This is a genomic window from Chelatococcus sp. YT9 (assembly GCF_018398315.1).
Classification (GTDB): Bacteria; Pseudomonadota; Alphaproteobacteria; order Rhizobiales; family Beijerinckiaceae; genus Chelatococcus.
The window spans coordinates 654,542-680,456 of record NZ_JAHBRW010000001.1 but is presented as its reverse complement, the minus strand read 5'-3'; the positions used below and the strand labels follow the sequence as shown (position 1 = coordinate 680,456).

29 protein-coding genes and 1 tRNA gene are annotated in these 25,915 nt (G+C 61.5%); 12 read left to right on the top strand and 18 right to left on the bottom strand.

Features of this window, described 5'->3' with window-relative positions; translation table 11 throughout:
* Nucleotides 1-188: 188 nt before the first annotated feature.
* On the bottom strand, nucleotides 189-701 hold the full coding sequence (locus KIO76_RS03070) for a DUF6756 family protein (RefSeq protein ID WP_213321407.1): 513 nt from the start codon (nucleotides 699-701) through the stop codon (nucleotides 189-191).
* A gap of 60 nt (nucleotides 702-761) precedes the next feature.
* Between KIO76_RS03070 and KIO76_RS03065 the strand changes: the two genes are divergently transcribed.
* The 3 genes from KIO76_RS03065 (at nucleotide 762) to KIO76_RS03055 (ending at nucleotide 4,049) form a co-directional block, all read left to right on the top strand.
* On the top strand, nucleotides 762-1,067 hold the full coding sequence (locus KIO76_RS03065; protein WP_213321406.1) for a hypothetical protein: 306 nt from the start codon (nucleotides 762-764) through the stop codon (nucleotides 1,065-1,067).
* A gap of 145 nt (nucleotides 1,068-1,212) precedes the next feature.
* A complete protein-coding gene (locus KIO76_RS03060; RefSeq protein WP_213321405.1) occupies nucleotides 1,213-3,813 on the top strand; it encodes a phage tail tape measure protein in 2,601 nt (866 codons plus the stop codon).
* Entirely contained in the window at nucleotides 3,813-4,049 is a 237-nt protein-coding gene (locus tag KIO76_RS03055; RefSeq protein WP_213321404.1) for a hypothetical protein, read from the top strand. Before KIO76_RS03060 ends, KIO76_RS03055 begins: the two co-directional genes overlap by 1 nt.
* 452 nt (nucleotides 4,050-4,501) lie before the next feature.
* Here the strand turns inward: KIO76_RS03055 and KIO76_RS03050 are convergent, their stop codons facing one another.
* A complete protein-coding gene (locus KIO76_RS03050; protein WP_213321403.1) occupies nucleotides 4,502-4,750 on the bottom strand; it encodes a hypothetical protein in 249 nt (82 codons plus the stop codon).
* A gap of 250 nt (nucleotides 4,751-5,000) precedes the next feature.
* On the opposite strand from KIO76_RS03050, the gene KIO76_RS31300 reads away from it, so the two are divergent.
* Entirely contained in the window at nucleotides 5,001-5,126 is a 126-nt protein-coding gene (locus KIO76_RS31300) for a hypothetical protein (RefSeq protein ID WP_283771401.1), read from the top strand.
* A 55-nt stretch (nucleotides 5,127-5,181) separates the two neighbouring features.
* On the opposite strand, the gene KIO76_RS03045 is transcribed toward KIO76_RS31300, so the two are convergent.
* Complete coding sequence (locus KIO76_RS03045; RefSeq protein ID WP_213321402.1) at nucleotides 5,182-5,727, bottom strand: hypothetical protein; 546 nt, start codon at nucleotides 5,725-5,727, stop codon at nucleotides 5,182-5,184.
* A gap of 18 nt (nucleotides 5,728-5,745) precedes the next feature.
* Between KIO76_RS03045 and KIO76_RS03040 the strand changes: the two genes are divergently transcribed.
* Entirely contained in the window at nucleotides 5,746-5,934 is a 189-nt protein-coding gene (locus tag KIO76_RS03040) for a hypothetical protein (RefSeq protein WP_213321401.1), read from the top strand.
* 20 nt (nucleotides 5,935-5,954) lie between these two features.
* Here KIO76_RS03040 and KIO76_RS03035 read toward each other — a convergent pair whose 3' ends face one another.
* From KIO76_RS03035 to KIO76_RS03025, 3 genes are all read right to left on the bottom strand, one after another.
* Nucleotides 5,955-6,248 (bottom strand): GlsB/YeaQ/YmgE family stress response membrane protein, encoded by a 294-nt coding sequence (locus tag KIO76_RS03035; protein ID WP_213321400.1) that lies wholly within the window; start codon nucleotides 6,246-6,248, stop codon nucleotides 5,955-5,957.
* 378 nt (nucleotides 6,249-6,626) lie between these two features.
* Entirely contained in the window at nucleotides 6,627-6,998 is a 372-nt protein-coding gene (locus KIO76_RS03030; RefSeq protein ID WP_213321399.1) for a hypothetical protein, read from the bottom strand.
* Between the two features lie 95 nt (nucleotides 6,999-7,093).
* Nucleotides 7,094-7,402, bottom strand: coding sequence for a helix-turn-helix domain-containing protein (locus tag KIO76_RS03025; RefSeq protein WP_213321398.1), 309 nt, complete (start codon nucleotides 7,400-7,402; stop codon nucleotides 7,094-7,096).
* Nucleotides 7,403-7,504: 102 nt separating this feature from the next.
* Between KIO76_RS03025 and KIO76_RS03020 the strand changes: the two genes are divergently transcribed.
* The 6 genes from KIO76_RS03020 (at nucleotide 7,505) to KIO76_RS02995 (ending at nucleotide 11,849) form a co-directional block, all read left to right on the top strand.
* Nucleotides 7,505-7,747: a hypothetical protein gene (locus KIO76_RS03020; protein ID WP_213321397.1), complete on the top strand. Its 243-nt coding sequence runs from the start codon at nucleotides 7,505-7,507 to the stop codon at nucleotides 7,745-7,747.
* Nucleotides 7,747-8,004 (top strand): hypothetical protein, encoded by a 258-nt coding sequence (locus tag KIO76_RS03015; RefSeq protein WP_213321396.1) that lies wholly within the window; start codon nucleotides 7,747-7,749, stop codon nucleotides 8,002-8,004. Before KIO76_RS03020 ends, KIO76_RS03015 begins: the two co-directional genes overlap by 1 nt.
* Before the next feature lie 8 nt (nucleotides 8,005-8,012).
* Nucleotides 8,013-8,087 (top strand) — tRNA-OTHER (locus KIO76_RS03010).
* 333 nt (nucleotides 8,088-8,420) lie between these two features.
* Nucleotides 8,421-9,158, top strand: a complete 738-nt coding sequence (locus KIO76_RS03005) for a hypothetical protein (RefSeq protein ID WP_213321395.1) — start codon at nucleotides 8,421-8,423, stop codon at nucleotides 9,156-9,158.
* 241 nt (nucleotides 9,159-9,399) lie between these two features.
* Entirely contained in the window at nucleotides 9,400-11,034 is a 1,635-nt protein-coding gene (locus tag KIO76_RS03000) for a recombinase family protein (RefSeq protein ID WP_249729459.1), read from the top strand.
* A 236-nt stretch (nucleotides 11,035-11,270) separates the two neighbouring features.
* Nucleotides 11,271-11,849, top strand: coding sequence for an SMI1/KNR4 family protein (locus KIO76_RS02995; RefSeq protein ID WP_213321394.1), 579 nt, complete (start codon nucleotides 11,271-11,273; stop codon nucleotides 11,847-11,849).
* On the opposite strand, the gene KIO76_RS02990 is transcribed toward KIO76_RS02995, so the two are convergent.
* The 10 genes from KIO76_RS02990 to KIO76_RS02945 all read right to left on the bottom strand — a co-directional run bounded on the left by KIO76_RS02990 (nucleotide 11,846) and on the right by KIO76_RS02945 (nucleotide 24,028).
* Nucleotides 11,846-12,955, bottom strand: coding sequence for a helix-turn-helix transcriptional regulator (locus tag KIO76_RS02990; RefSeq protein WP_213321393.1), 1,110 nt, complete (start codon nucleotides 12,953-12,955; stop codon nucleotides 11,846-11,848). The genes KIO76_RS02995 and KIO76_RS02990 overlap by 4 nt on opposite strands.
* A gap of 73 nt (nucleotides 12,956-13,028) precedes the next feature.
* Nucleotides 13,029-13,580: an invasion associated locus B family protein gene (locus tag KIO76_RS02985; RefSeq protein ID WP_213321392.1), complete on the bottom strand. Its 552-nt coding sequence runs from the start codon at nucleotides 13,578-13,580 to the stop codon at nucleotides 13,029-13,031.
* 5 nt (nucleotides 13,581-13,585) lie between these two features.
* Nucleotides 13,586-14,518, bottom strand: coding sequence for a hypothetical protein (locus KIO76_RS02980; protein ID WP_213321391.1), 933 nt, complete (start codon nucleotides 14,516-14,518; stop codon nucleotides 13,586-13,588).
* Between the two features lie 30 nt (nucleotides 14,519-14,548).
* Entirely contained in the window at nucleotides 14,549-19,387 is a 4,839-nt protein-coding gene (locus KIO76_RS30850) for an autotransporter domain-containing protein (protein WP_249729457.1), read from the bottom strand.
* 502 nt (nucleotides 19,388-19,889) lie between these two features.
* Nucleotides 19,890-20,573: a hypothetical protein gene (locus KIO76_RS02970; RefSeq protein WP_213321390.1), complete on the bottom strand. Its 684-nt coding sequence runs from the start codon at nucleotides 20,571-20,573 to the stop codon at nucleotides 19,890-19,892.
* A gap of 178 nt (nucleotides 20,574-20,751) precedes the next feature.
* Nucleotides 20,752-21,264, bottom strand: a complete 513-nt coding sequence (locus tag KIO76_RS02965) for a hypothetical protein (RefSeq protein WP_213321389.1) — start codon at nucleotides 21,262-21,264, stop codon at nucleotides 20,752-20,754.
* Between the two features lie 26 nt (nucleotides 21,265-21,290).
* Entirely contained in the window at nucleotides 21,291-22,112 is an 822-nt protein-coding gene (locus KIO76_RS02960) for an RICIN domain-containing protein (RefSeq protein ID WP_213321388.1), read from the bottom strand.
* Nucleotides 22,113-22,325: 213 nt separating this feature from the next.
* A complete protein-coding gene (locus KIO76_RS02955) occupies nucleotides 22,326-22,802 on the bottom strand; it encodes a hypothetical protein (protein ID WP_213321387.1) in 477 nt (158 codons plus the stop codon).
* 245 nt (nucleotides 22,803-23,047) lie between these two features.
* The gene (locus tag KIO76_RS02950; RefSeq protein ID WP_213321386.1) at nucleotides 23,048-23,533 is read right to left on the bottom strand and encodes a hypothetical protein; all 486 of its coding nucleotides are present in this window, start codon (nucleotides 23,531-23,533) and stop codon (nucleotides 23,048-23,050) included.
* A 33-nt stretch (nucleotides 23,534-23,566) separates the two neighbouring features.
* Nucleotides 23,567-24,028: a hypothetical protein gene (locus KIO76_RS02945; RefSeq protein ID WP_213321385.1), complete on the bottom strand. Its 462-nt coding sequence runs from the start codon at nucleotides 24,026-24,028 to the stop codon at nucleotides 23,567-23,569.
* A gap of 101 nt (nucleotides 24,029-24,129) precedes the next feature.
* Between KIO76_RS02945 and KIO76_RS02940 the strand changes: the two genes are divergently transcribed.
* Nucleotides 24,130-24,549 (top strand): hypothetical protein, encoded by a 420-nt coding sequence (locus KIO76_RS02940; RefSeq protein ID WP_213321384.1) that lies wholly within the window; start codon nucleotides 24,130-24,132, stop codon nucleotides 24,547-24,549.
* Between the two features lie 74 nt (nucleotides 24,550-24,623).
* Here KIO76_RS02940 and KIO76_RS02935 read toward each other — a convergent pair whose 3' ends face one another.
* Nucleotides 24,624-25,094, bottom strand: coding sequence for a hypothetical protein (locus KIO76_RS02935; RefSeq protein ID WP_213321383.1), 471 nt, complete (start codon nucleotides 25,092-25,094; stop codon nucleotides 24,624-24,626).
* A gap of 99 nt (nucleotides 25,095-25,193) precedes the next feature.
* Nucleotides 25,194-25,910: a hypothetical protein gene (locus tag KIO76_RS02930; protein WP_213321382.1), complete on the bottom strand. Its 717-nt coding sequence runs from the start codon at nucleotides 25,908-25,910 to the stop codon at nucleotides 25,194-25,196.
* Nucleotides 25,911-25,915 lie beyond the last annotated feature (5 nt).

Sequence of the window (25,915 nt, the reverse complement as noted above, 5' to 3'; positions counted from 1 at the left end):
AGATTCCGAGGTTCGCACCTCTGGGCCAAACATGGCGCGCACCAAGGATTCCGGGATGCGCACGAAGGTGCGCACCGTGCGGACCCGTGCGCACTGGGTCCGCAGCCCGTTCATCCGCCAAATGAGCACACGGGGGAGAAGAGGCTGATTCAGCGCACTGGGTTCCAGCCCGGATCAATACGGATCAGTTATTCTGCAACGGTTACGGCACCGCAGAAGCAGAGCACGCCATCGTGCATATCGCATATGATCCATTTGAGATGCGGATCGACGATGACGAACTCGAACATTGGAAGGTCATTCAAGACCTCGACCAGTTCCTCAGCCGTACCCGTAAACGCGGGCGTGGCCTGCCGAGGGGTCCCTGTCGGAACGATCAAGACCACTTGTGCTTTGGGGCCGAGTAGCGCCGGAAGCAACACTGAAGAGTATAGGCTAGCCTGATAAACAACGTGGAATGTTGGCTGCGACAGGCTTTCCCACCACCAACCCCATCCCACATCTTCTTTCAGGAACGTTGTTTTGGCAGCGTGAACAAAATCAGCGGCTTGGTCGACCGGCATCTCGACCATCGAATGACGTTCGACAGAGGCACGAACATCAGCGACTAGATCGTACAACGTCACCTCCGCAGTCGAGTACAGCCGCACATCCGCGATGAGATGCGGCTTTGCTGTTCGCTGGAATTCAGCTCGCGTCATCCCGTCACCATGATCGCTTGGCCGGACGGGCACAACGACATTTCCATTTCAGGATCTCTCATGACCGCTACACCCACTTTCGTGGGCGGGAAACCCCGCTCGCGGACCGTCGCTCTCGAATATCCTCTCGAACTTGACGGCGTTCGTTACGACGCTGTCACCGTCCGCCGGCTCACGGTGGCCGAGGTCTCCGCTTATGCGGAGGCGCTGACCGCGGCTCGCGACGCTGACCAGCCGGCGCCACGCTTTCCGATGTTCGACGTGCCCGACGTGGTGCTTGACCACCTCGACGACGATGACGCGGAAGCGGTGAACAAGGTCGCGCTGGATTTTTTGCCCCGGCGGTTCAGGGACGCCGTGGCCTGAGAGCCTGGCCCGGAACTTCCCGAACCATCATGACGGTCGTGGCCCGCGTGTTCGGGCAGCAGCGGTCCGAGATGCTCACATGGCCATGGGAAGAACTGGTGGCCTGGTGGGCGGAGGCCGCCGCCCAACATAGAGGCGCTGATTAATGACAACGAAAACCAGTCATCTGGTCCTGAAGCTCAAAGACGAGCTCTCGGGACCGGCGGGCAAAGCCGCCGGCGCCCTTGGTAAAGTGGGCGACGCCGGCAAGGGGCTGAAGAAGCTAAGCGGCGCTTCCGCTGAAGTGCAACGCCTGTCGCAGGACCTTGGTAAACTGCAGGGCCAACTCGGCAAGGTCGAGTCCTTCCGCGGCATCCAGGCTGACTTCGCAGCGGCGCGGACGCGCTTCCGATCGGCTCAGACTGAAGTGCAGCGTCTCGCGCGCGAGATGGCGGCCGTGGACAAGCCGACACAAAAGATGGCGACGGCCTTCGCACGGGCTCAACGGGAAGTGCGGAGTGCCGCTCAGGCGTTTGAGCGCCAGAGGACCGCCATCGTCGCCGCCAAGCGGGCGATGGAGACGGCAGGTGTGCCGATCGACAAGCTTGCGGCGGCCGAAAGGCGCCTGAAGTCGGCGATCGACCAGACCAACACGTCACTGTCGTTCCAGAAGCGTGTGGAGGCAAGGGCGCATCATATGGCGCCCTCGGCTCACGCCCCCTTGGTCCGTGGCGGCGCGGCCTCTGCGGCCTATGGTGCCGCGGGTGGCGTCCTCGTGGGGATGGGCGGCCCGCTGCTCGGCGCGGCCGGTGCGGGCTTCGCGATCAAGCAGGTGACTGAGTCGTCGCTCTCGCTCGAGAAGACGATGACGGAAGTCGCACGCGCGACCGATGCCAGCGGCGCAGCGCTGAAGGCATACGAGCAAAAGGTGCTCGATATCGCGCGCGCGACGGGCAAGACAAAGGAGGAGATCGGCGCGATGCTCGCCTCGGCTGGCTTTGCCGGCCGGCCCGCGCATGAGCTCGTCCGCTTCACCGAATATGCGTCAAAGGCAACGACCGCATGGGGCACGACGGCGGAGGATACCGGCCAGGCGTTGGCCGAGCTTGGAAACATTTTCCGCGCCCACCAGGCTCGTATCGAAGAGATCGGTGACGCGGTCAACACCGTTGCCGATGGCGCTGCGGCGAGCGAACCGGACTTGTTGGAGTTCATTCGCAGGGCGGGAGCGGTCGGTGATCAAGCCGGCTTCACCGCCGAGCAGGTCATCTCCTTCGGGGCTGCATTCAAGGAAATCGGCACGCGTACCGACGTGGCCGCCACCGCCTTCAATGCGCTCGTGAATTCTCTCACGCTCGGTGCAGAGTTCACGAAGCATGCCGAAGAGGGCTTCAAGGCGCTCGGCATCAACATCAAGAAGTTCCAGAAGAGTTTCGTCAAGAAACCTCTGGAAACGACTTTGGAGTTGCTCGAAAAGATCACCGCGATCAAGGATCCGCTCAAGCGCGCATCCATCTTAAATGACATCTATGGGAAAGAGTACGGCGACGATATTGCCCGGCTCACGGGCAATATGGAAGGCCTGCACCGGATTCTCGGGATGGTCGCCGATCGGACCAAGTACCTCGGCTCGGTCCAGAAGAACTTCGATACCGCCATCAACACGGACGTCAACAAGATTGCCCGCGCGACGCAGGCGCTCGACGTCCTCGCGGCCCGTGCCGGCAACGCGTTCAAGGTGATCGCCGGTGGAGCGGCGCAAGAGGTCAACAGCCTCGTCGACAGCATCGAGAAGGGCGACAGCCTGTTTCAGCGCGTGCTGGGACGGTACGACGCCCAATTGAAAAAAGCGGCCGAGCTTGAAGGGCGCCTTCGGCCGGATGGCAAGATCGACATGGGCGCGCCCGTCCTGGATGACGTTGGGGGCGATAATTGGTTTGACCGAAACGCGCCCTGGCTAAGCGGCAGGGTGTGGCGCCAGGGGCTGGATAGTTGGCTCGGGGAGACCGGCGACGAGGCGGCCCGGAAGGGCCGCGAGGCGGCCATCGAGGAGCATTTCCGCAAGCAGCGTGAGATGGTCAACGAGCGCGACCGCTTGCGGAAGCGCAATGCCGACGCTGGCGGCAATCGTGTCGTCTTCGATGAGAAGACCGGCCGATATATGGCGCGTGACGTCGCCGAAGCCGAGCTGTCGCACCTCGAGGAAGTCGTCAGGCGTACCGAGCAGCGCAACGCCCAAATGCAGCAGGAACTCGCGGCATTGCGTGCCGTTGTTCGCTCCCAAGAGCGCCTGCGCGACGTCATGGGCGGGGGCAGCATGGACAATGCCGAACCGGTTGGTTCGGGACTGACCACGTTTGGTTTTGGTAGGCACGGCATGCCCGCGCCTGAGACCGCGCCGGCACCGCTTCCCCCCAGAAGGCCGGAAAGCCTTGGCGGCAAGCCAGTGCCGGAGGGCGGGCCGCATGTACCTGCAACACAGCCAATTCCGATCGCCGCCCCCACCGTCGACACGACGGCCCTCGACGAGGCCAAGGCCAAGGCGGAGGAAGCGGGCAATGACATCAAGGCGTCCCTTGACGTCGTGGCGCGGCCGCAAGTGGACGTGTCCTCATTTGCGGATGCGGAAAGCTTCGTCGATCGGCTGTTGCGGAAGATCTCCCTGATCGGCCCTGCGTCGCGGCAAGCGCAGGCCGAGATGGGCAGGGCAGTCGGATCCAGTTTCAAAAACCGCCAAGACGGCTCGCTTCATGACGGGAATCAATGATGTCCGAACTATCCGATGTGTTTCGCTCGCTCGGCCAGGCGCTCGTGCTGGCCGAGGCGGCACGGGCTACGCTCCACGGCTCGTTTTCACCGCGTAATGTCGGCGACATGGTCGACCTCGAGGAAGGCATAGACGAGGCCCTCGCGGGGCTCGAGGGGCGGCTTGACGCTGTCACCGCGGTGACGGTGCGGCAGCACGCCATGGAGGCGGCATTCGCCGCCTGGAAGCGGGCCTGATTTTGGGACGATGGCCGACCGAGGGTGTGGCGGATGTGCCACACCCTCGGGTCCTCCCCCTTGACCAGATCTACGGGTGCAGGCCCTCCTGGGATATCGCTGGCGTTTCGGTGCCGAAATGACTTCCACTACCGGGGAAAGGGGGAAGTCGGTGCTCCTCAGGATTCCCTGGCCGGCCGTGATCCGGCCGGCGTGGATGGGCGGTTAGGGGGATTGGGGACGAACCAGGCAGAGCATGATGCGTTCAAGCATGAGCGTATCAATGAGTCCTACAAGGAAGTCGGCCGGTATCGAGCATGGGGTCTGTTGTGAAGCCCCTTTGCGACCTACTTGATGTGCGGCGTTCACAAGAGGCGTTGATCATGGCCGAGCCGCTGCGGTCGTGAGTTGCCCCACGGCGGAACGCTGGAGTGCAGCGCTCGGCGGTGAGGCTATGGCGCACGGCGCCATAGCTATGGGCTGACTGCTCGCCTCATCGCGAGATAGACCTCGACTGCAAGGTCGATGGGGTCAGGCCCGCTGCAGTGCTTGCAGTGGCCTCCATATTTGGCAGCCGCCGCCTCGCCCGCGAGCAACATTTCCCTGCTGATCTCGGGCTCGTGCGCTGTCAGCTCGGCCTCGCGCCTGTCCGCCTCCTCGGCCTGCCAGTCTTCCATTTCTGCGGCTTTGGCCGCCTCGATCCACGCATCTATAGGTGGCATGGTTAAATCCCCCGATTGTCCCCATAAAGAGCTTGATCTTGGCCGTTAACGTTTTGCAAGCCCTACTTTTTTACGGGGCGCCCTAGCTGTGGCTGGACAATAAAAGCTATGCATGCTCAGCTTGACTTGGACCGCCGTCAGAGTGGCCTTGGTTCGTCAGCATTTGCTGCGCCCGCACGGGGCACGGTCTTGCGCAAGCAAGACCGGGGCAGCAGGGCTCCCCCCTGCCTCGAACCAGGGAGACGACAACATGGCCAACATGTTGAAGTCGAAGGTGGTGAGAGTGCGGGCCTACGTCCGCTGGCGGTTTGGACGCCTTGAGCATGTCTGTGCTCACTGGCGTTCCCATCTCGACCAGCTCTCATTTTCCTTCTAGACCGGACTCGTAACCCGGATCCTCTGACGGCGGTCCGCATCCCCCGTGGGGATGGTTAGATGGGTTCGTTGCGTTGGCGGAGGGCGGTACGGATCGCGTCCGCAAGCGCCCTGATCGAATAGTCACCTATCGCGTCAAGCTCGGCGAGAAGCTGGACCGCGCTGCGTGTCCGCTTCACATAGTCATCGACGATGCGCACCCCGACCTGCGCGACACCGAACGAGGCGCCGGGGGTGATTGGCTCTGCAGCGGAGTCGGTGTGGGGCGGCGCCTTACGGGCTTCAGCGCGCTCTTGGCGCTTGCGTCCCTCCCGCTCTGCGATTTCCCGCATCTTCGCGACCTTGGCCTCGTCACTAGTCTCTTTGGCAGCCTCGAGCAGCGCGCCGCGCTTTTTGCTTAAGCCCGTCTCCCGAGCGACGGCTTTGGCTTGTTCCGGGAGAGAAGCCACTTTGATTGCGCGATGCGCATCCATGCGATTGATGCCGAGTTCGCGAGCGGCGGCGTTAATGCCGCCTTCATTTCCCCTGCCCCCCTTGAAAACCGTCACGGGCTGTGACGGTTTGTCGGACGCGCCACCATCTCTCTGCCTGTCCTCCGTCAAGCGGATCCACTCTGCGACATGATCGTCCGAATTCGTGAGGAGGCGTGGAAGCGGAAGAGGGAGAGGGATGTTGGTGAAAAAACCGTCCAAGATCTGGACACTTTACCAGCTACCGGACGTGGCAACAAACAATTCGCCACCGAAACAGCCGAGCGCACCGGCCAGAGCCGCAGCAAGATCTACCAAGACCTCAAGCGCGCCCGGTAGCGGAAGCGTAAGCGGGGCATTCAGCCCACGCGCTGCTTTCCGAAGCGATTCCAAGCCCAAAACGCGATCAGGACCACGAGCGAGCCGACAAAGGCAGAAACAATGTCTCGAAGGGAAACTGCAATGCCGTCGAGCGCCGGAAAAATCATGAACCATCGGAATAGGAGGCCGCCGATAATCGCGCCGACGAGTCCGATCGCGAGGTTGCGCAAGAACCCAAATCCGCGACGATCCCATTTTATAACCAGACCCGCTAAACTCCCTCCAAGCAGCCCGATAATGGCCCAGACAATTAGATGCTCCAGAATAGGCATATGTGTGGCTCCCAACCCGCTTTCGTACGGCTACCACGACACCAGCGATTCAGGGAACAACTTTGCGAGCCGCTTAACACCGTGCACAATTGACGTCGCGAGGCTTGTGAGAAGCTGACCGAAGCGTCTACTGAATGCGCTGATACTCGGCGGGTTAGACTTGACTTGGGCGGGGCGCGGGATGTTGGACGGTATTAGTTGGCCAAGCGTCGTGGCGCAGGCCCTGCAAACCGGCGGGGCGCTGGTGATGGTGGTTGTCGCTTGGACATTGCCGCGCGTTATATGGCGCGGCACGGTATGGTGGTTTGGCAGCGACCGTAGCGACGCCGAACGGGCTGCATTGACCCGGTTACTGAGTGAGGCAGAGGAGCGCGGTTATCACCGTGGTTGGCATGCTGCGGAGGAAGCGCTGACTGACAAAGCGGCTCGGACCACCTCCCGCACCTCGGCGACGTAGGCGTCGAACTCCGCGGCCTGGCGCTCGAGCTTCTGCCTGTCTATGCGGACCGTCTCCATCGCCAGCCGCTTGGCTGCATCGGGCCGGTAGAGAGCATACTCCAGAACCTCGCCCGCCGCCGTCAGGACGCCATGGGCGGCCAGGCGCCGGATGTGGGTATATGTACGCATGCGGGGCAGCAAGGGCGCCAGGCGCGGCTCTGCGCGGCGCGCGGCCGCTATCCGGCGGGAGATCTTATAGGAGTGCTGAGCGGGGCCGGCGCGGGCGGTGACGTCGGACAGGGTGAAGTCCAAGAGCGCATAGGTCGCGCATATCCGCCCGTGCAGCGCTGCAAGGTCATCTAGGTATGGCTACCGGCCGGATAACGACGGGAGGGCTCGGGTGCGTGTCAGCCATCGTTCTCACTCGTGAGCTTGTCGGGCCGGATGCCTTCGTCTTGTTGCTTGGCGAGTCGGACGCCGGGGCCGCCTGTGATCATCTCGCCATCCGATTCGAAGATGATGCCGGCGGCCGTGAGGGCGGCTTCGATATCTCTCAGCGTCCTCTCGTACGGTACACGCTTGCCTTGCTCGAATTCGGCAAGCGTGGCTCGCGACACCCGTGACGCATCTGAAAGTTGGCCTTGCGACCAGCCCAACAGGGCTCGAGCGGCTCGGCATTGGGCGGCAGATATTTCATTCTGATTATTTTCAGTCATTTTGACTTGACTTCCGGGCGATGCGCGTCATAATTACCAGCGTTAGACGATATGGCTCGTATGAGCAACCGTCTAACGCCACCCAGAAACGAGGAGACTGTCATGACCGCACGCGCCAACGTCACCCCCACCAGCACTCCGAGATTAAGATGCGCCCTATCGGAGGGCGCGGGGGCCGCCGACCTGGCGGCCCTTCTGACGGAAATCGTCGAGTGCATGATGATTATCGGCCACGATGGTGAGCGCGTTCACGCGGAAGTCGCCATGACATTCGATCTGCACGAGAGGCTCGAGATGTGGTGGCGCGCCAACCGACCGCTGCCTGCGTTGGCGCTGGTGTCGTGATGGAGGACGCGCTGCAAGACATAGTGCGGGCGAACGACCGCGTCAGCGTACTGTTGGGCGCTGCCATCCGGTTACTCAATCATTTCGGAAGCGATGAGGAACCCGACCAGGAGGCGCTGTTCGTCATGGAGGCGGCGCGCGACGAGGCCATCAAAGCGCAGGCGGCGCTGGACCGGCTTGATGCGCTGCTGCGGCCGCAGGCGGTTGTCGAATTTCCCGATTGGGCGAAGACCCTGCCCAAGGCAGTTGCCGCGTGACCTGAGACGGCCCGTTAATTCAACCGGACAGATCGCCAGTTTCTACTTGGCGGATGCGGGTTCGAGTCCTGCACGGGCCTCCAAACCCATAAGCATACTGCACGTGCCATGGGGATGAAGGTGGAAAATTCGATTGTGGTGAACAAATGGTGACGCTGTGGCCCCTTTCCCCCGGCATGCGGAAAGGCCTTGTTTCACATAGCTGTCGGGCACGTTTATTCTACTTGTGCTGAAACGACGGTGAGGCAGATCAACGGCTCTAGAGATTGCGCATCGAAAAAGCCAGGCCCGCTAGATATTGTAGCCGCTCCCGATGTGCACTAACTTTCCAACGTCACAAGCGTAGCAACACAATTTGACCGGCCGCGCGCTGCATTAGCAGCCCGCGGCGAAGCTTTGTCACGATGGGGGAGAGGATGGACAGCTTCAGCAGCGTTCTTGCCGAGACACAGTGCGCCTACTCGACGGGCATGTTTCAGAACGACCAACTTGGCGAACATAACATGTTTACAGTAGTATCGGAGATGAATGCCGCCTGTTTTCATGAGGCCTCTCACGCTGTTGCCATGTATGCCTTTGGCATTTCCCTATCCAAGATCGGTGTAAGCGCTACCTACTCGGTTGATGGTGCCGGCGGTTCTTTCGTCTCCTATGCCGGAGAGGTTCGACCAATATCCCGAGCTGGCCGAACATCCTGCTACATCGACTATCCTTATCGACCTTTGCATTTTCGCAGAGGTGTAACTTCTGCAGTTGGCCCAGCTGGCGAGCGCCGATTTAGACTAGAGCGGGGCATTCCGCTGCGAATGCTGGGCGCGACTGAAGGCGACCACGGGTCTATTTCCACTATCGGAAAGTGCCTTGGAGCGCGCGGTCGCAACAGATTCGCATTTCAGCGTCTAGTGTGGCGGGCCGCGCAGCGCATCGTTGCCCTGGAAGATGTCTGGTCTGCTATTTCAGAGGTGGCAGAAGAATTATCCTACGCTACCGCGGGCACTGAAGATGAATCGAACGCCAACGGAACCGTCTGGGGGCTGGTAGAGCCAGCGGACGTTTACCGGATCTGTCGCAGGAACGGCGTGAGGCGGGGAGCATTTTTACGGACGGGTCGACCCACCGACCTACGCATTTTCATCACGGAAGTCGCAGCATAGACTCCGCCACGCCGCCTAGACTACCCCGCAGCGATAACGCCGGGTTCCCAGAGGCTGCCACGAGGGCGAGCCATGACTTTTGTTGCCAACGAGAATGCTAATCGCACGACGCGGATTGCGGTAGCGGGGGCGAGCGCTCCCGCAAGCTGCGAGCCCGCGCCTGCGCTTATACACTTTGTCCGGGCGCTCGCGCGTCGGCAAGCGCGCATCGATGCTGCCGCGATGGAGGGGAAGGTCGCCAATGACAACCGTCGCAGGCACTAGAAAAATGCGCGCGGCGATCTATTCGCGCTTTTCGACCGACCTGCAGAGCGACCGTTCCATCGAGGACCAGGTCGCCCTTTGCAGGCGGTTCGCTGAAAGGAATGGATATGTCGTGACGGCGACGTTCGACGATCGTGCGCGATCTGGCGCGTCGGTCTTCGGGCGCGATGGCCTTGCGCGCATGATGGAGATGGCGCGCGCGCGTGGCATGGATGTCATCGTCGTGGAGGCGCTGGACCGCCTGTCTCGCGACATGGCGGATCTTGCAGGCATCCACAAGCAGCTTGAGTTCCTCGGTATTGAGATCGTCGCCGTCAATGGCGGGCGGGTCGACACAGCCGCCATCGGCATCCATGGCCTCGTGGGTCAGATGCAGCGGGAGGAGGGGGCACGGAAGGTGCGACGTGGCATGCAGGGCGTCGTGCGCGATGGTCGCCATGCTGGCGGACGGGCCTTCGGTTATCGCCCCGTTTCGGGCAAGCCGGGCGAGCTGGAGATCGTGCCGGAAGAGGCCGCGATCATTCAACGGATCTTTCGGGAATATCGATCAGGCGTGTCGCCTAGGACGATTGCTGCCAAGCTTAACAGCGAAGGCGTGCCGCCGCCGCGTGGTCAGCGATGGAATGGCAGCACCATAAATGGCAACCGCCAGCGTGGGCACGGCATTCTGCAGAACCCGCTATACGTCGGTCGCAACATCTGGAACCGCGTCCGGATGGTCAAGGACCCGAGCACTGGCCGACGTGTGTCGCGTGTGAATCCTGAGAGCGAATGGCTCACCTCGGATGCCCCGCATCTCCGGATCGTGGATCAGGAAACTTTCGATGCGGTTCGCGGTCGAAAGGAAAGCCGAGGGGGAGCGCATGCCGCTCACGCGCCGCGGTCGAAGCGTCTGTTGTCGGGGCTGCTGCGATGTGGCGGCTGCGGCGGGGGGATGACCATAATTGGTCGGGATCGTTCGGGGCCGCGCATTCAATGCAGCACACGTCGAGAGAGTAAGGCCTGCGACAACGGCGCGAGGTACTACGTCGAGAAGATTGAGCGGTTGGTCGTCGATGCCCTCAGGATCCAGTTGGCGAGCCCGACGCTCATTAGGGAATATGTCGAGGCCTATCGCGAGGAGCGGCGCCAAGCCGAGGCAGGAGCTCGACGTGACCGGGCTCGGATCGAGAAAGGACTGGCGGACGCAAATGCTGCAATCAAACGGCTGGTCGATGCCCTTGCCAAGGGCGTGATCTCGGAGGAGGACGTCGCCGAACGTATGGTCGAGCTGCGCGCCGACAAAGAGAAATTCACGGCGGAGTTGGCTCTGGCCGGTCAAACCACCAATGTGATCGAGCTTCGGCCGCAAGCCGTTGAGCGCTTCCGGGAGAACATGGAGGCGCTGGCGGCGATCGTGTCGAAGGACGGCGAGATCAGCCTCGATCTGGCCGAACCATTTCACGCTCTGGTCGAGAGCGTGGTTGTCAATCCACGCCGTGCAGGGGAGGAATATGAGGTAAGCATCAACGGACACTTGGCGAGCCTGATCGGCTCGGATGCGTCGTCTATGACGTTGGTAGCGGAGGAGGGATACCGCCAATACAGTGCTGCGACGAGATTCATTTGCTGAGGCCATAGCTGTCATAAGGCTGAGGCGTAAGTTTTGGCTACGGCAAGCAGTTCGAATCCCTCCGGCTCCGAAGCCGATGAAACAGAGAACCACGTCTACGCTATAGTCCTCCAAAATTGACGTGCGAGCGAATGGCTACAATGGGGTGGTTTGCCGCAAGTCGGCTTGTGGAATAGGATTCCGAGAAACTGCCATAATAAGCTCGTACCCTGAATGGAATTAACTTGCGAGAGACCATGGATCTGCAGACGTTAAACCCGAAAGTCTTCGCGATGTGGGAACTCCGTAGGGCGGGAGGTCCTGTCTATTTCCAGGAGAGCTCCGAGGAAGATGTCGCTGCTCTGGAAGAGATCATGGGCAGAAGCCTGCCGGAAGACTACAAGGAGTTCCTGCTGAAATATTCAACCATCGGCATCGTGCAGTCGATAGGAGCAGGCTATTTCCCCTGCAAGTTTCCCAAGCGTAACGAAATTCATATGCATTTCACCCCGGTTCTCGATGCGAAGTTGACCTTCGGGGTGGTGAGGAGATTTTGCTACCCTCATCCGGACTTCCAGGGCGTCAGCCCGCGTGTCTCGCGTGATCTGCTGCCGCTGACTGGCGACAACCAGTCTGCCGTGCTGATCGATCTTCGCCCGGAGAGCTTCGGCAACGTGTTGTATCTGCCCTATGTGCGAAAGCAGGTTTTCGGCAAGCACGCCAATTACGGCTGGAATAATGTCGGCTATGTCGCGCCGAGCTTCACCGATTTCCTCAGGGAACTAGGGACGGAAGAGGAATTGAAGGCCCGTTATCCGGGCTGGAAAGTGATCTAGAGGGGAGCTATCGGTTGTGACGACTTGAGCAGAGAGACGAGCTGGCTTTGTTGGTTGGTTCCGGTCTTGGTGAAGATGTGCGCCAGATATGTGCGCGCTGACCCGAAACTCAGACCCATCTCGGATGCGGCTTGCCGCAAGGATTTGCCCGAGGCCAAGGCGGCTGCGATGCGGGCTTCGGACGGCGTGAGATCGAACAGACCCATCAGTATGGGGGAAGATGGAACGAGATTGCCCGGGTGCATCTTCGTGATCGCAACGAGAATGTCCGCTCCGAACAACAGGTCCCGCGCGGTCCGCAACAGAGGGAGGACATGCACAACCCGCGCCGGCTGATCATCGCGTGCTGGAACCGGAATCGACCACACGAATTCGTCCACATGGTCGAGGGCTCGCACGATAGCGTCCTGAAACAACTTGTTCGCAGGTGCCGAAGCGATTGCCAATCCGCCAAAAGCGATAGGAAGAACAATGTCATTGACAGAGTCCAGCAGGCCATTGGTCGCCCGAACTTTCCCTGTACGGGTCAGCACGGCTGCCGGAATGCCCAAGGCTTCGAGCGTAGACACCGTCGCCTGAGCGCGTTCCAGTCCCAGCCGCGCGGATATCATTCCAGCACGTGCTGCGTGTGGCCTGATCTGGTCTAACAGAGCGATCGCCTCAGCCTCATGGCGTCCCTCACCGACTCGACGTTCGAACGTGTAGCTCACGACTTCCCGTGTGGGCATGGGAATTATGGTAGTGATCTGTTCACCAAGAGCCAATTGCTGAAGCGCCTTCTCGACCGAGTCTTTGCTGATCTGCTCTGGCGCCAACAGATCGTGCACGTAGAAGAAGCGCGCATATCGTCCCGTCAAAAGCTCAGGAAAATAAAACGGAATACGCCGACTTTGTTGCCACTGGTCTGTCGTGACGAAGGCCTGAAGTGAGGCCTCTGTCAATGCGGTAGTCTTGTAGCGAGGTGGCAGATCGGGATTATCGAAGACAAGGATGGAGCCGGAAACCGAACCCGAAATCGCTGCAATGCCTTCAAGGACATCGGGCCAGAGTTCGGGTACGAACGCGGCCTCATAGATACGATCAGTCAGAGTTGCATCTTCGGACATTGCCTCTCCTGCCCGTCAGAGCGCTTGGGTTATTTTGATGAACATTGTTCGATAGCGCAACGTCATCCAAGTTCTACTGCAACAGCTCCCGGGTTCTGGCCATCGCCGCCGCAAAGCCTTCGAGTGACAGAGTGAACGACATTGGTGCGCCGGTGTTGCTTGCGGTTGCGCCGATGGCGAGTCTGCTTCCCGCGTTTGCCCGCTCGATCGTCTGGCTGTCCAACGCCAGCGGCACAAGACAGCCGGCAGGCAAGCATGTCGAGAACGGCAATGCGCCGCCGATCGGTTGATCGTCGACAGTCAGTGTCACGCCCGCCGAAAGATGAAGCCCGAACGGAAGGGCGAGGGTGCCGTTGGCCGCATTCTCTGCCGATGGGACGATTTCGATTGCGAGGACGCGTTGGCCGTTCTGCTGGCTGTGCTGCTGAGACAAGCTGCACAGCCTTTCGGTCTCACGTACCACGCAGGCGACACGCCAGTCGCCATAGGTTTCCTGCAAGGATGACGCGCCGCCTGGAAGAAGCGGTGTCCCGTCCTGCCCGCGCGAGATGCTGGTGCCCGGCACCCATGCCAGAAACAGCCCAAGTGCCAGAACGAGCCGCCGTATCGCCAATACTCCGCGCACCGATGCTAGCCGAACTGCCACGATGCATGGCCCACGGTGTCCAGACGAAAGCCCTGCTCCCGCATCCAGTCGTTCCTGGCTTTGAAGTTGGATGGTGAGGAGGCGAACCATTCCGGAGCGGCCTGGCTGTCAGTCGGGCGGAAGACGACGATCGGATAGCCGTTATGGCCCATGGCCCTTACGTGCAGACCCCGGTTTCGATAGCGATAGACGTTCAGCCGCGCCGGCTGGCCGAAATAGATATTCTGACCGCCTGGGGCTTCGATAATCTGCTCTCCGTCGCCCGGCTGCCACACGGCGGCATAGAGCGCACCGCCATTGCCGTAGCGATCGATGGCCGCAATGCGCAGCCCCTCCGAGCGGTAATGCGCATTCCAACTCAGCAAATCGAAATAGCTCATATCCCAGTGAATCCACTGAGCTCCGCCGCCGCCGCCCCGCCAAGTCGCATTGAAGCTTCTGCCATGCCGATAATTGAACGAGACGATGCGGAACCCTGACTCGAAAAGTTCTGTGTCCTTCTTGCAGAAATCGTCGGCGTTGGTCGTCGACAATACGTAGTAACCGGCACGCGGTTTGGGGGCGACCAGCACAGTCCACGGTTCGAACATCCGGCCCGAGCCCATGAAATCTATCGGGGCGAACCCCTGCGCTTCATAGTCCTGGACGACACTTCCAAACTGGTCGAAGGTCTGCAGATGGGTCGTATACTGGCTTTCCTGACCATCCTTGACCCACATGCCGTAGAGCGCCGTGGCGATCCCGAAGTTGAACGGAACGGCACCCTTGGCCCCGTTCTCGTCGAGTACGGATCGGATCGAGGCGGCGGCCGCCTTGATCTCATGTTCCAACGTCTTCGCATCGATCGCGTCGTTTCCCTCCACGCCGAAGAGCGGCGGCGGCTTTCGAGGTTTATCGGCAGACCATCCTTCAACCATTCGCTTGCTCCCTCTGCTCGCAGATACCTATCAGAACCTCACGGCAAGGCTCGCCCTGAAACCATGATCGGAGGCATCGGAGGCGATCTGGCCGGAATAGGAGAAACCCAAAGTCGCTTCGGGCGTCAGGTTGAGGTCAAGACCAGCCTCGATGACCGCGCTGTCCTGGGCGATGGGCACACCCGCAATGGTGAAGGCGTCGCCACCCGAGAAGGCATGTACGCTCTCCGGCGTCGTATCGCCAAAGGCATGCCGCCAGCCGATCATGCCGCGCAGGGTGGCATCGACCGTGCCGAGCGCGACAGTGTGCTCGCCCCTGATACCGAGCGTGGTGAACGTCATGCTCGTCGTACCGCCGTCTACCGACAGTGCCGCCGGTCCACCCTGTTCGGTAAAGCTGTCGGTGCGCAGGCTGACATGGGCGAGATTGGCGAAGGGCTCGAAGCGGGTAGCGCTGCTCAACGCGAGGCCGTAGCCCAACTCGCCGAAAGCCTGGAAGGTGCCGGCATTGTAGTCGGCCGAGAGGCTGTCTGCAAAGCCGGGGAAAGCCGCCGTGCGGTTGGTGTCGATATCGTGCCAAGTGTAGGCCGCACCGGTGCGGAAAGCGAGATTGCCCCATTCCGTGCCGCCATAAAGGCCGAGATGGTAGTTGTTGCTCGAGCCCGATGACGCACGGTCATCGGCATCGAAGCTCGAATGGCTGTAGCCTGCCAGAAGACCAAGACGCCATTCGCCGACGAGCCCGTCCGCGCCGATCAGCAGGCCGCCGGTGTTGCGGTCGAGACCTGCCGCATTGCCGTCGCTGTCCGTCGAGCCCCAGGACCCGAAGCCATGGCTCCAGAACACAGGCCCGGCATGATCGGCGGCAACCACCATGGGCGTGTCCCCCGGGCCATAGGCCAGAACCGGAGTCACCGAAGCCCGAGCATCGCCAAAGGCTGCGCGGATACGGTCATTGGCGGCATTGCGCACGAATCGGCTATCCTCGATCAGCGCCGTTTGCGCGGACGCGTGGATCTCCCCCGAAAGCTGATCGAAGGCATGCTGTGCGGCAGCATCTGTCGGCAGGTTCGCCACGGCAGTGAACAAGGCACTGCCGGGTGGAATTGTATCGAGTCCCTGGCCGGTGGCAATCTGGTTCGGGGTCGCACCGGCATCGGCGAAATCGCGATACTTGATCGATTCGAGCCAGGCATTGTTTGCGTCATAGCCTTCTTCCACGACGAGGAAGGCCGTCGGTGCGGGCAGGCCGGTTATGGTGTCGAAGGTGCCTGTCAGCCCGCTTTCCGCAGTCAGCACATTGTGGCGCATGCCATAACCGAGCACGCCGACGCTGTTGACGTTCAAGGCCGTGCCATCAAGGTCGACGGTACCGGTTGCCAGGAAACGATCCGCTCCACCGATCCCGCCGACATCGACGGAAAGCGCGGACCCGGCATGGAAATCCGCCGCACCGTCCACGTTGATCACGTCGCCCGCGCCACCATCAATGAGTGTCACGGCGCCGTGTGTCGTGAACAGGGGCAGGTCGGCCAGCATGGTGGTCTCCGCCAACGCCCCATCGATACCGCCGATGACGGTCGCCCCCACGGCGTTGACCAGTTCGCTGCCGGCAGCGCCGCCGAACGTGCTGGTGCCGCCAGCGCTGTTCCAGGCACCGTTGTTCTCGAAGCGCGTCACCGTGCCGGCGAGCGATACCGTGCCGACAATATCGGCATCGTTGATCAACGTCACCGCGCCGCCCAGTGCCATAACCGCCGCATCCGACGAGGAACCGGACGCATTGCGCAGCGTGCCGCCGGCGAGATTGTGCACATTGACAGCATTGCCCGTCGTCGAGCCGGCAAGGATGGCCAATCCCTCGGCCTCGACCAAACCGCTGCTGGCGACGCTGGTCACGCCCGTGCCGCCATTCAGGGCATAGATGCCATAGGTATCGCCGCTGACGTCGGTTGTCTCGATGGTCAGATCGGTGGCGGTGCCCTCGTTCACGGCGGCGATGCCGCCCTCGACCGCGCCCGTGGCGGTGATTCTGGTCGCGCCCGTGCCCAAGTTCAGGGAGGAGATGCCCATAATCGTGCCGCCGACATCAGCCACGTCAATGGTCAGGTCGGTAGTGGTCTCCCCATTATAGACGGAGATGCCGCCGGAGCCACCCTCTATCATGCCCGTTGTGGTGACGCTGGTCGCGCCCGTGCCAGCGTTGAACGCAAAGATGCCGCCAAAGCCGCCGCTGACGTTCTCCGCCTCAATGACGAGATCGGTGGCTGTGGCATTGGCGGCGCCCGGATCGGTCGCCGAAAGCGGGTCGATCAGAAAATCGTCTCCGTCCACGAGGGCGTTGGTTGCGATAATGCCGATGCCGTCCTCGCCGGACGCCGTGACGTCGCCAGCGACGATGCGGGTCGCGCCTTCGCCGGTATTGGCGGCGGCGATGCCGTATAGGCTGCCGCTGACATCGGCGGCCTCGACCGTCAGGTCGTCGGCGTTCACGCCGTTGAAGGCGGCAATCCCGCCATGGCCGCCCCCGACCGTGCCGGTCGCGGCGATAAGGGTGTCGCCGATGCCCTCGTTCTGGGCCACGATGCCGAAGCCTCCCGAACTGACGACGCCCGCCTCTATGGTCAGATGGGTGGCGATTCCCTCGTTCCGGGCGTAAATACCGGTGCCGCTCAAGGCCTGCACCGCGCCGGTGGTGATGATGTTGGTCGCACCCCTGCCGTTGTTCGCGGCAGCGATACCGAAGATGTCGCCGCTGACATCCGCTGCCTCGATGGTCAGGACGGTGGCACTTCCCGCGTGCTCGGCGATAATGCCGAAATAGCCCTCGACCATCCCCGTGGCAGTGATGCTGGTCGCACCGAAGACGCCATTGGCACTATCGTTCACGGCCTGGATGCCGGCCAGTCCGCCGCCGACATCCACCGCCTCGATCGTCAGGTCGGTAGCGGTTCCTTCGTTCTCGGCATAAATGCCGACGCCGTCGGCTCGCGCGGCCTGCACCGCGCCGGTGGTGGCGATATTTGTCGCGCCCGTGCCAGCGTTCACGGCGTTGATGCCGATGAGTCCGGCGCTGATATCCACCGCCTCGACCGTCAGGTCGGCGGCGGTTTCTTCGTTTTGGGCATGAATGCCGAAGCTGAGTTCATTGATGGCGTCCACCGCGCCGCTGGCCGTGATGCTGGTTGCCCCGGTGCCGTGATTGAGGGCATAGATGCCGTAACTGGCGGCGCTGGCATTGCCGACTTCGACGATGAGGTCGGTGGCGTTCGCGTTGCCGGCCGCCGCGTCCAGCGCCGGTAGCGGAGACGAGAGGAAATCGTCTCCGTCCACGACGGCGTTGGTCACGAGAATACCCGCTGCGCCGGAGGTCGAGATATCGCCCGCCACGATGCGCGTCGCGCCGGCCCCGGAATTGGCGGCGGCGATGCCCAGATTGTCGCTCGAAACCTCCTGCACGTCGATCACAAGGCCGTCGCCGGCAAGGTTCGCGGTCGTGGTCGTGTCGTTGAAGACGAGCAAGCCGTCGCCGCTGGCGGTGATCGTCCCGCTGGCGCTGAGGCTGGTCGCGCCGGTGCCGCGATTGTCGACAATGATGCCGTAGTGGCGGCCGTTGACATCCACGACGTCGATTGTGAGATCGGTGGCGGTCGCCGTATTAATTGCGGCTATGCCACCCTCGTCTTCTCCGCTTATCGTGTTGGCGGCGGTAATGACGGTCGCCCCGGTGCCGTAATTCAGCGCCTGGATGCCAAGGATGCCCGCCTCGACCGTCCCGATTCCGGTCTCGATGATGAGATCGGTGGCGTTGGCGTTGGCCGCCAAGGCCGCCGTGTTGGGATCAGCCGCGAACGCGGCGGCATCGACGACGGCGTTGGTGGCGTAGATGCCGACATCGCCGGCCCAGGCGCTGGCAGCCATGATGCGCGTCGCGCCCGCGCCGGAATTGGCGGCGGTGATCCCGTAGGTGCCCCCCGTGACCGTCTGGACATCGATTACAAGGCCGTCGCCGGCAAGGTTCGCGGTCGTGGTCGTGCCGTTGTAGGCCAAGATGCCGTAGTTGTCGTATCCATCCACCGTGGCGTTCACGGTAATGCTGGTCGCGCCCCTGCCGGAATTGTTCGCGACGATTCCCGACGCCGCGCCGCTCGCCTGCATCGCTTCGATTGTCAGATCGGTGGCCGTCAGACCGTTGTTGGCATTGATTCCGACACCCAGGCCGGAATGGACGGTACCGGTCACCGTGATCGTGGTGGCGCCGGTGCCGGAATTGAAGGCGTCTATCCCGAAACTGCGACCGTATACGGTCGCCGCCTCGACGGCCAGATCGGTGGCAGCGGCCCTATTTATCGCCGTGATGCCGCTGTTGTTGAGACCCGTCACCTGTCCGGTGGATGTGATCTGCGTTGCGCCCGAGCCGTCGTTCCCGATGAACATGCCGGTGTCGGAACCATAGATGGCACCGCCCGTCTCCACCGTGACGCTTCCGGCCGTAGCGCCCGCGTCGCCGGTCGATTCGACATGGAGCCCCTCCGGGGCGCCGGACAGGCTCGAGCCGTTCGCGTCCTGATAGCTGATGGCGCCGTTTCCGGTAATCGTGAGCGCGGTGGCAATATCGCTATCGACACTGAAGTCCGCTGCGGTCGTAACCGCGGCGTTGTCGTCATTGACGACCTGCCCCGCTGTTTCGGCGCCCGAACAGAGATAGTCCGATCCGCCGGTGTTGACGCAGGCTGCCAGCGCGGTGCCCGGCAATGTTGCAAGCGCGGTCGAGCCCATCAGCGCTGCTGCGCACAGCAGCCTCCGGTGTGTCGGCCGATCGATCTTCGCGTCGTGCCTGTTCCTCGTCGTTTCCCTGATACTCGCCATGCCGGCCCGCCTTTCTCCAAGCCCGCATAGCGCGCGAGTCGTCCCGATCGGCGGAAAATTACCGGCAAGGCCACCGGGTGGCACTTCTCATATGATAGGGTTGGAACAACTTTTGACCGGTGAATGACAAGTCCGCGCACATGACCACAGACCGACAGGGATCAACCTGCCGGCAGATATTGTATCTCTCGGCCTTGATTTCTGCCCGCCTTAAGATGCATTGCGCGGCGTTGCCGCGCGATGGTGGCCTTCGCTCTTTCGCAACGCCACGGCATCATTCACTTTAATGAGGCCGGTGTTTGAACAGGACGGGGGCGAGTCTTCAGTCCTGGTGTATGATCAGCAATTGAGGCATTTTCTCAGTAGATGGCGGATCCGATCCGCGTTGCGGCGCGGGCCAGACGGCCATCGGCAGAACCAGTGTGCCGCGCGCCAATCTGTTGCACAGGGCTGTTGAGGTTTCAGAAGTAATCCGCCCGGTTCCCCGCTGGCAACGCTGACATCATGGATTGAGACACTGCTGCCTGTTGTTTCCATACGCGCAGGCCACCCCGCGCCCTCCAACGGCTCCCGCTGCAAAAACCTGGTTGCCGTCAGGTGTAAAAATACCGATCTTTCCAGCGCTGCCATCCCGACCCGGAGAAAGACTGGCCAGCGGCTGGCTTCCATTTGAAATGCCGAGGTATCCCCCGTCTTCCTTCGCCTCGATATGAGCGGCTGGTTCTCCGTTTGCGCCATAGACATAAAGGGTGCCGTTACCCTGCGCTGCCGGGTTTGATCCAAGCTGCACGGCTATGCTCCCGTCCGGTTTGAACACGCGAGCGGCGGCATTCTTCGTTGGCTTTATCCCGATATGGACTTGTTCCATTTCACCGACATCAATCTGCATGCCGGTATCCGCTTCCTCTGTACCGAGCGTGGTCAGTACGTTGCCAACCTTAGACCTGAAGATGCTGGCGTTGCTTCCCGCCGCAGCCGAGGCGACATCCGAACCGGAACTCAGTTGCAGGGCCGATCCCCCGGCATTCATCCCAAGATGGATGGATTTGCTGCCGCTCGTCATCTTCAGGATCGGGCCGTTTGCAGTCTCTTCGACCTTGAAAACGACCTGACCCGCACTGTCGACCAGTTCGAACGGCATGGCGAAGCGAGCCGGTTTGGGAGAGCCATCGCGTGCGTCGGCCATGATCGGCGGGATCAGCAACGAAGCGATGCTTCCGCCGATAAACGCGCCCCAGGCAAGAGATCTCATGGCTTTCCACCTATCCTGTACTCAGGGAGGTTCAGAAGCTGTTCCCTGACCTTCCGCCACTGGGCGTCGGCGTTGGGGGCCAGCTAGGTGATGCGACCGTGCATTGTACCCGCTATTTCCATCCTGCAGTTGGGATCGATCTCTTCAACTTGAGCCTGGTCTTGGCATTGTCGGCGGCGGATGCCGGCGCGGGCTGGCAACGGATGTCGAAAGATTTTACCTGGCCTCTGGGCCAGCCATTGCCGGCGAGGTTCACCAGCCCTTGCCGTCCGTGGAAGATGCCTGTCTGGCCTTGATACAAGGCCTGACTGTGAACAATAATTTGACACCGCACCCATTTATTGTCGTCACATTGAAGCGACGTGGGAAGCAGTCCGGGTGGCATGTGACCCACACGTTTTGAGAAGAACGGCTTGCCCTCATAGGTCTGGTTCAGTTTTCCGTCGATACGCCAGCGCGCGCCACTGCCGTTTGGCGCGTTGTAGAAAGTGCAGCCGTAAGTGCCGTTCAAATCCAGGCGCGCCATGTGGACATGGTTGCTCCATGACTCCCGCGCCTGAACTGGTAGCGCTGACATGGCGGCTAGCATCGCAGCGATCGCTGCGCGTGTCATAATCTCTTTCATGGCATTCTCCGATTCTTGCGCGATGGCTACTTCCGGATGAAGACCTGGTGGGCGCCCTGGTTGCAGGCGTCGAGAACAAGGACGGTCCCAACTCGCTGCGAGCGATTGGGAACTGTCAGGCAGGTGCCGAACCTCTTGTTCCTGATCTGGCCCGTCCCGTCTGCGAACCAGATCGGATTGCCTTGATGGCAAAACACCGCGTTTGCGGCCACGTTACGGCCCGAACCGGTGCCCAGACACTTGCTGCCCTCGATGCGGATAGGTCCTTCCCGCACTCCCTGTGGAAGCTGGAATTTCTGATTGCTCTGTCCGTGACACCGCCACAACAGGATACGTGACCCGCCGCCTTCCAAGTCAACGCAAAGGCTCTCTGCGTGAAGCGGTCTCAGGGTAACGAGCTGCGGCGGCGCGACACGAATTTGAGTGAGCTTCCAGCGCTGGTTGGCTGCACCGGTGCAGCGGTAGGCGATCACCTCAGCTCCGGTTTCCCTGCCTTCGCCACGGACATCGATACACAGACCCGAAGACGGATTGCGCAGCGTATGGGTCTCGGCGTTTAGAACCCACTGCTGTTCTGACATTGAACGGCAGTTTGCACCAATCAGCGGTTGACCTTCCCCGGCCATCGCGACACAGGCTCCTGCAACCTGAATCGGGCCTGTCCCGCCGCCGGTCGGGAACTTGAAATCCTGGGAATCTTGCGAATTGCAGTTCCGCAAGTGGCCCTTGCCGCCCACAAAATCGAGACACATGTGGGGTGCATGATAGGGTTGGAGCATTCTTGCCATGGCGCCGCCTGCGGCCGTGCAGCCGAATGCGAACAGAAAGAGAGCAAGCAACTTTCCCATCCTTACCTCCACAGTCGTCGCTCCGGCCGGAAGCGATCGTGCCGCCGGCCTGTTGCCGGGTTTCCGGCGCCGATTGCATCGAACCGCCTCTTCAGCGTCGTCCCGGCACTGGCGACGAAGGCGCTCGCCGCTTGCACATCGTGTGTGCTATCTTGATGACGGTGGGCGAAAGTGCCCCCGACCCTGACGTCGGCGGGATTCGATGCGGAAGGTTCAATCTAGGTCGCAAATGATCGTCGCCGACGCGAGCGCGTCGTTGTAGGCGCCTGTCAAATTCACGATTCCGGACGAGCCCAGGATATATGTGCTGTTCCCGGTTTGATTGGAACCCGTGAAGACCAGCGCACCGCATTCCTCCTTCCTGGGCTCCCAATCGCATTTGACCGACGAGATTCTGCCATCGGCGTCCGCGGGAAAGTTTGCCTTGCCGATATGGACCTGATCTCCCTGCCACTCCGTCTGCGTAGTGGTTACTCGTCGCCAATGTTTTCCGGCGGCATTGGCATGCTCGTAGAAGCTGCAACCTGACATCAGCCCGACAAGTCTACCCCTGTTGAACGCAGGCTGATCCGCCAGCTGCTTGAATTGCTTTGCATTGTATTTCTTCAACTCGAGGGCGTGAGCCGGGTTGGTGGCGCAGATTGCCAGGCCGAGGGCCAACCACACGCTGAAACGGCGGAACGAAATCATGGCGGACGACCCCAATCTCTGTTTCGATAGAACGAGCATGCGATGAGAAAGCCCATTCCGCATCATTCATTTGAAGGACAGACGGTGAATCGGCTCTGGAAGCAGGCCAAACGTCGGAGGATTTGCGATCGATCACTCCGGAGACCAAGCCAGCTCGAATTCCAGCCAATCGCGCATGTCGGCTGAAAGAGAGCAGTCGCCCGCCTGACGAATGGCGCAGACATGTCTGCATCGCGGTCGAGGCTTTAAGGCGCGCCGTTGCGATAAAGACTATTGCAGGAAATCTCCGTCCCGCCCTCTATCATCGCGATCGGCTCGACGATGTATTCGCCGGCCTCTGCGGGCAGCCATTCGGAAGCCCAGCGCGCGACCATCCCGGATGGCAGTCCGGTGACCAGGCCAAGGCTGGTGCCAGGCGATGTGCCCGGTCCACGAAAATAGAGAGCCGGGTATTGTTCGACGGTCTCGGGATCCTCATGCGAAGCACACACATGGCTGAAGTCCATCGAACCTATGGTCAAAGGCTCGGCGAACGCCCAGCACGAAAAGCTGTCCGCCATGACCTGATCCCCGATGCGTATGCGGCCTTCGTCAGAAAGGCTGAGCAGAACGGATGTCGGATCAGGTGCCCGCAGGCATGCGATCTCCTCGACGATCATGTCCTCGACCGCGGCCGCGGCCGCCATCGGCGCCCACAGGGCGGCGGCAGCAAGCAGGGAGGCTCCCGGCACGTCGAAGGCCCATGCTCCGCGACGGGTGGCGGGTCATTTCTTGTCTCCGAGGTCGCAGATCAGCGAGACCTGATCGACGCCCTGTTCGTCGGAGGCCTGGATCAGGCCGATCCCGGTTGTCCGGTCGAGCAGAAACGTCACTGAGGTCGGGTTCTGGTCCGGCGCGGCGGTATGCCCGAAGCTGCCATGCAGCCAGACTTCTTCCTCGCGCGGCCGCAGGAGCGCGGCAGGCCCGGCCATGCAGTCTTCTCCGATGCAGAAGTTGATTTCCGGGGGGTCTGTCGCGAACGCGATGAAGGAGTTGGTGCAGTAGCCGTCGTCGGCGGGGTGGCATTCGTCGGCGCCGCACAAGACGGCAGACTGGCAGGCGCACCGCGTCGCAGCCTTTCCTGCAGCCGAAGGTGCGACCGTGACGGTCAGGGCCGTGCAGACGGCCAACATGCCTGCCAGGGGGCCGGAAGTTGAAAACGGAACAGCGAGACGTAGCTTTGACATAGGCGGAGCATCGCCTGACGAATTCGCACCGTCGTCATTCAATCGAATGATGCCCTCGCTTGGCGAGGCCGGTCAGAATGCTCCTCGATTGGAGATGCACGATGAAAGCACATATTGCCGCCCTGTCCATTATCGCGGTTCTCGGTGTCGGCAGGACGGCCGGTGCCGGCGATCTGGACTGCGCGGCGTTCCTGACGGGAGCTTGGACCGGTCGTGGGGAAGTCGAGATGTTCGGGACGAAAAGCGAAGTCGACAACGCATACACGTTTGGCGCCGACGGATCGTTCAGGACCATCAATCGCTATCGCTCCCAGGACGCCGACTGGAGCGAGCAGGATGTCTCCGGAACCTGGACCGCGATGTCAGGCACGGATGCAGGAAGCTGCGAAGTGAGGATGGAAACCACCGGCGACGGCATGACGGCCAGCACCACGACCACCTATACGCGCGTGGACGACGATACCTTTTCGCCGATGGGCTTCCGGATGGAGCGCGTTGGGCAGGACGGCGACGGCGGCTGAGCGATCAGAGTGCCATTTCAGTATTGTCGAGGACAGCAGGCACGGACGACTGACGAGTTCGAGCGGTCCCAGAATCATTTATCGACCATGCGGGATTCCCATTTCCGCGGGACGCCCGCCCTGACCAGGATTTCCAACCTCCCCGATTTCTCATCGAACCAGCAATCGCCTTCCAACGTAACGGTGCCGGGGATCTCGCCGGCCCGGACGCGGTGAGTGTAATAGTGCGGGGTATCATGCTTGCGGCGCTCGCCATGCAGAACGACTGTCTTCGCGCTCTTGGCAAAACCCTCGGCAGAGATCTGGAAGGAGCCGTAGGGGCGACGACCGCAGGACTGTAGGCACATGACGACGTGCTGATAGAGCCTGAACGTCCCCCGAAAATCCGGCGGACGCGACGCATTCCGAATCGGGAGGCATGGCGGTCCGTCACAATCGACAGTGCGGTAGCTGACCACCAGTGGCGGCTCGTCCGCGCCGACCGGCCCTGTTTCGGCTGCCATTGCCGCGGTTGCCAGAAAAAGCACGGCTGCAACGCCCGCCAATTTCCCTTTCAGCTCCATGAGAACGACCCCGTCATAAAATCGAACCGGGTATCGCCCGCGCCAGTATGAACCGGGTGCCAATATTCATGACGGCCGACTTCATTTCCGGCTGCAGAAGACTTCGAGGGATCGGATCCGGTCGTCCCAGCCATATTGCACGAGGTTCACCAGACCCATGCGCCCGTACAGCATCGCGTTGTCGCCGCTCCGGTTCGCACCGCTGTAGATCGCGATGTAACAATCGACCCGGGAACTGGCCTCGCATTTCAGGGAAGAAATGCGACGGTCCCATGCGCTGGCGGCGTTGTACAGCTTTTTGTACGTCCGCTTCGTCGCGATGGCGCGCGGAATGGTGACGAAAGCATCCCACCGTTGCCCGCTTCCGTTCGGATCAAGATAGACCGTGCACCCATGCTTCGATCCCGGAAGTCTCATCTTGCTGTTCGGGTCGATTGGGACTATCGCTTTCCTGTCGACGGCTTGCACCGTCGGACGCCGCCAGGTCTCCAGGTGACATGGATTGCTGATGCAGTTCCTCAGTTCCAGGCGGTTCCCGCCCTGCGCGAAGACAGTACCAACGGCACGTGAGAAGGTTCCGCCCCGGGCAGGATAGAGAGTTCGCACACCCTTATAGCCATGTGTGCCAAACGGGCGGACCTGCAGCGCCAGTTTTCCACTATGTGGTCCCGTAGAATAATATCCGCGATATCCGCCGTACTGCGGATCGGACTCCGAGACCTCGATGGTATGGTTTTCCTCATCGATCCATCGTCCATTGATCGATTGGGCCATGGCGGAGGTGGAGAGCAACACCATCGCCC

Excerpts from the sequence above, each read along its gene's own strand:
- KIO76_RS31300 (WP_283771401.1), top strand. The coding sequence starts at position 5,001 with ATGGCCAACATGTTGAAGTCGAAGGTGGTGAGAGTGCGGGCCTACGTC.
- KIO76_RS02990 (WP_213321393.1), bottom strand. The coding sequence starts at position 12,955 with ATGTCCGAAGATGCAACTCTGACTGATCGTATCTATGAGGCCGCGTTC.
- KIO76_RS03000 (WP_249729459.1), top strand. The coding sequence starts at position 9,400 with ATGACAACCGTCGCAGGCACTAGAAAAATGCGCGCGGCGATCTATTCG.
- KIO76_RS02970 (WP_213321390.1), bottom strand. The coding sequence starts at position 20,573 with ATGGCCGACGCACGCGATGGCTCTCCCAAACCGGCTCGCTTCGCCATG.
- KIO76_RS02980 (WP_213321391.1), bottom strand. The coding sequence starts at position 14,518 with ATGGTTGAAGGATGGTCTGCCGATAAACCTCGAAAGCCGCCGCCGCTC.
- KIO76_RS30850 (WP_249729457.1), bottom strand. The coding sequence starts at position 19,387 with ATGGCGAGTATCAGGGAAACGACGAGGAACAGGCACGACGCGAAGATC.
- KIO76_RS03055 (WP_213321404.1), top strand. The coding sequence starts at position 3,813 with ATGTCCGAACTATCCGATGTGTTTCGCTCGCTCGGCCAGGCGCTCGTG.
- KIO76_RS02930 (WP_213321382.1), bottom strand. The coding sequence starts at position 25,910 with ATGGTGTTGCTCTCCACCTCCGCCATGGCCCAATCGATCAATGGACGA.
- KIO76_RS03025 (WP_213321398.1), bottom strand. The coding sequence starts at position 7,402 with ATGACTGAAAATAATCAGAATGAAATATCTGCCGCCCAATGCCGAGCC.
- KIO76_RS03070 (WP_213321407.1), bottom strand. The coding sequence starts at position 701 with ATGACGCGAGCTGAATTCCAGCGAACAGCAAAGCCGCATCTCATCGCG.
- KIO76_RS03050 (WP_213321403.1), bottom strand. The coding sequence starts at position 4,750 with ATGCCACCTATAGATGCGTGGATCGAGGCGGCCAAAGCCGCAGAAATG.
- KIO76_RS03065 (WP_213321406.1), top strand. The coding sequence starts at position 762 with ATGACCGCTACACCCACTTTCGTGGGCGGGAAACCCCGCTCGCGGACC.
- KIO76_RS02940 (WP_213321384.1), top strand. The coding sequence starts at position 24,130 with ATGAAAGCACATATTGCCGCCCTGTCCATTATCGCGGTTCTCGGTGTC.
- KIO76_RS03005 (WP_213321395.1), top strand. The coding sequence starts at position 8,421 with ATGGACAGCTTCAGCAGCGTTCTTGCCGAGACACAGTGCGCCTACTCG.
- KIO76_RS02955 (WP_213321387.1), bottom strand. The coding sequence starts at position 22,802 with ATGATTTCGTTCCGCCGTTTCAGCGTGTGGTTGGCCCTCGGCCTGGCA.
- KIO76_RS02965 (WP_213321389.1), bottom strand. The coding sequence starts at position 21,264 with ATGAAAGAGATTATGACACGCGCAGCGATCGCTGCGATGCTAGCCGCC.
- KIO76_RS03060 (WP_213321405.1), top strand. The coding sequence starts at position 1,213 with ATGACAACGAAAACCAGTCATCTGGTCCTGAAGCTCAAAGACGAGCTC.
- KIO76_RS02945 (WP_213321385.1), bottom strand. The coding sequence starts at position 24,028 with ATGTCAAAGCTACGTCTCGCTGTTCCGTTTTCAACTTCCGGCCCCCTG.
- KIO76_RS02995 (WP_213321394.1), top strand. The coding sequence starts at position 11,271 with ATGGATCTGCAGACGTTAAACCCGAAAGTCTTCGCGATGTGGGAACTC.
- KIO76_RS03015 (WP_213321396.1), top strand. The coding sequence starts at position 7,747 with ATGGAGGACGCGCTGCAAGACATAGTGCGGGCGAACGACCGCGTCAGC.
- KIO76_RS03035 (WP_213321400.1), bottom strand. The coding sequence starts at position 6,248 with ATGCCTATTCTGGAGCATCTAATTGTCTGGGCCATTATCGGGCTGCTT.
- KIO76_RS03040 (WP_213321401.1), top strand. The coding sequence starts at position 5,746 with ATGATCGTCCGAATTCGTGAGGAGGCGTGGAAGCGGAAGAGGGAGAGG.
- KIO76_RS02960 (WP_213321388.1), bottom strand. The coding sequence starts at position 22,112 with ATGGGAAAGTTGCTTGCTCTCTTTCTGTTCGCATTCGGCTGCACGGCC.
- KIO76_RS03020 (WP_213321397.1), top strand. The coding sequence starts at position 7,505 with ATGACCGCACGCGCCAACGTCACCCCCACCAGCACTCCGAGATTAAGA.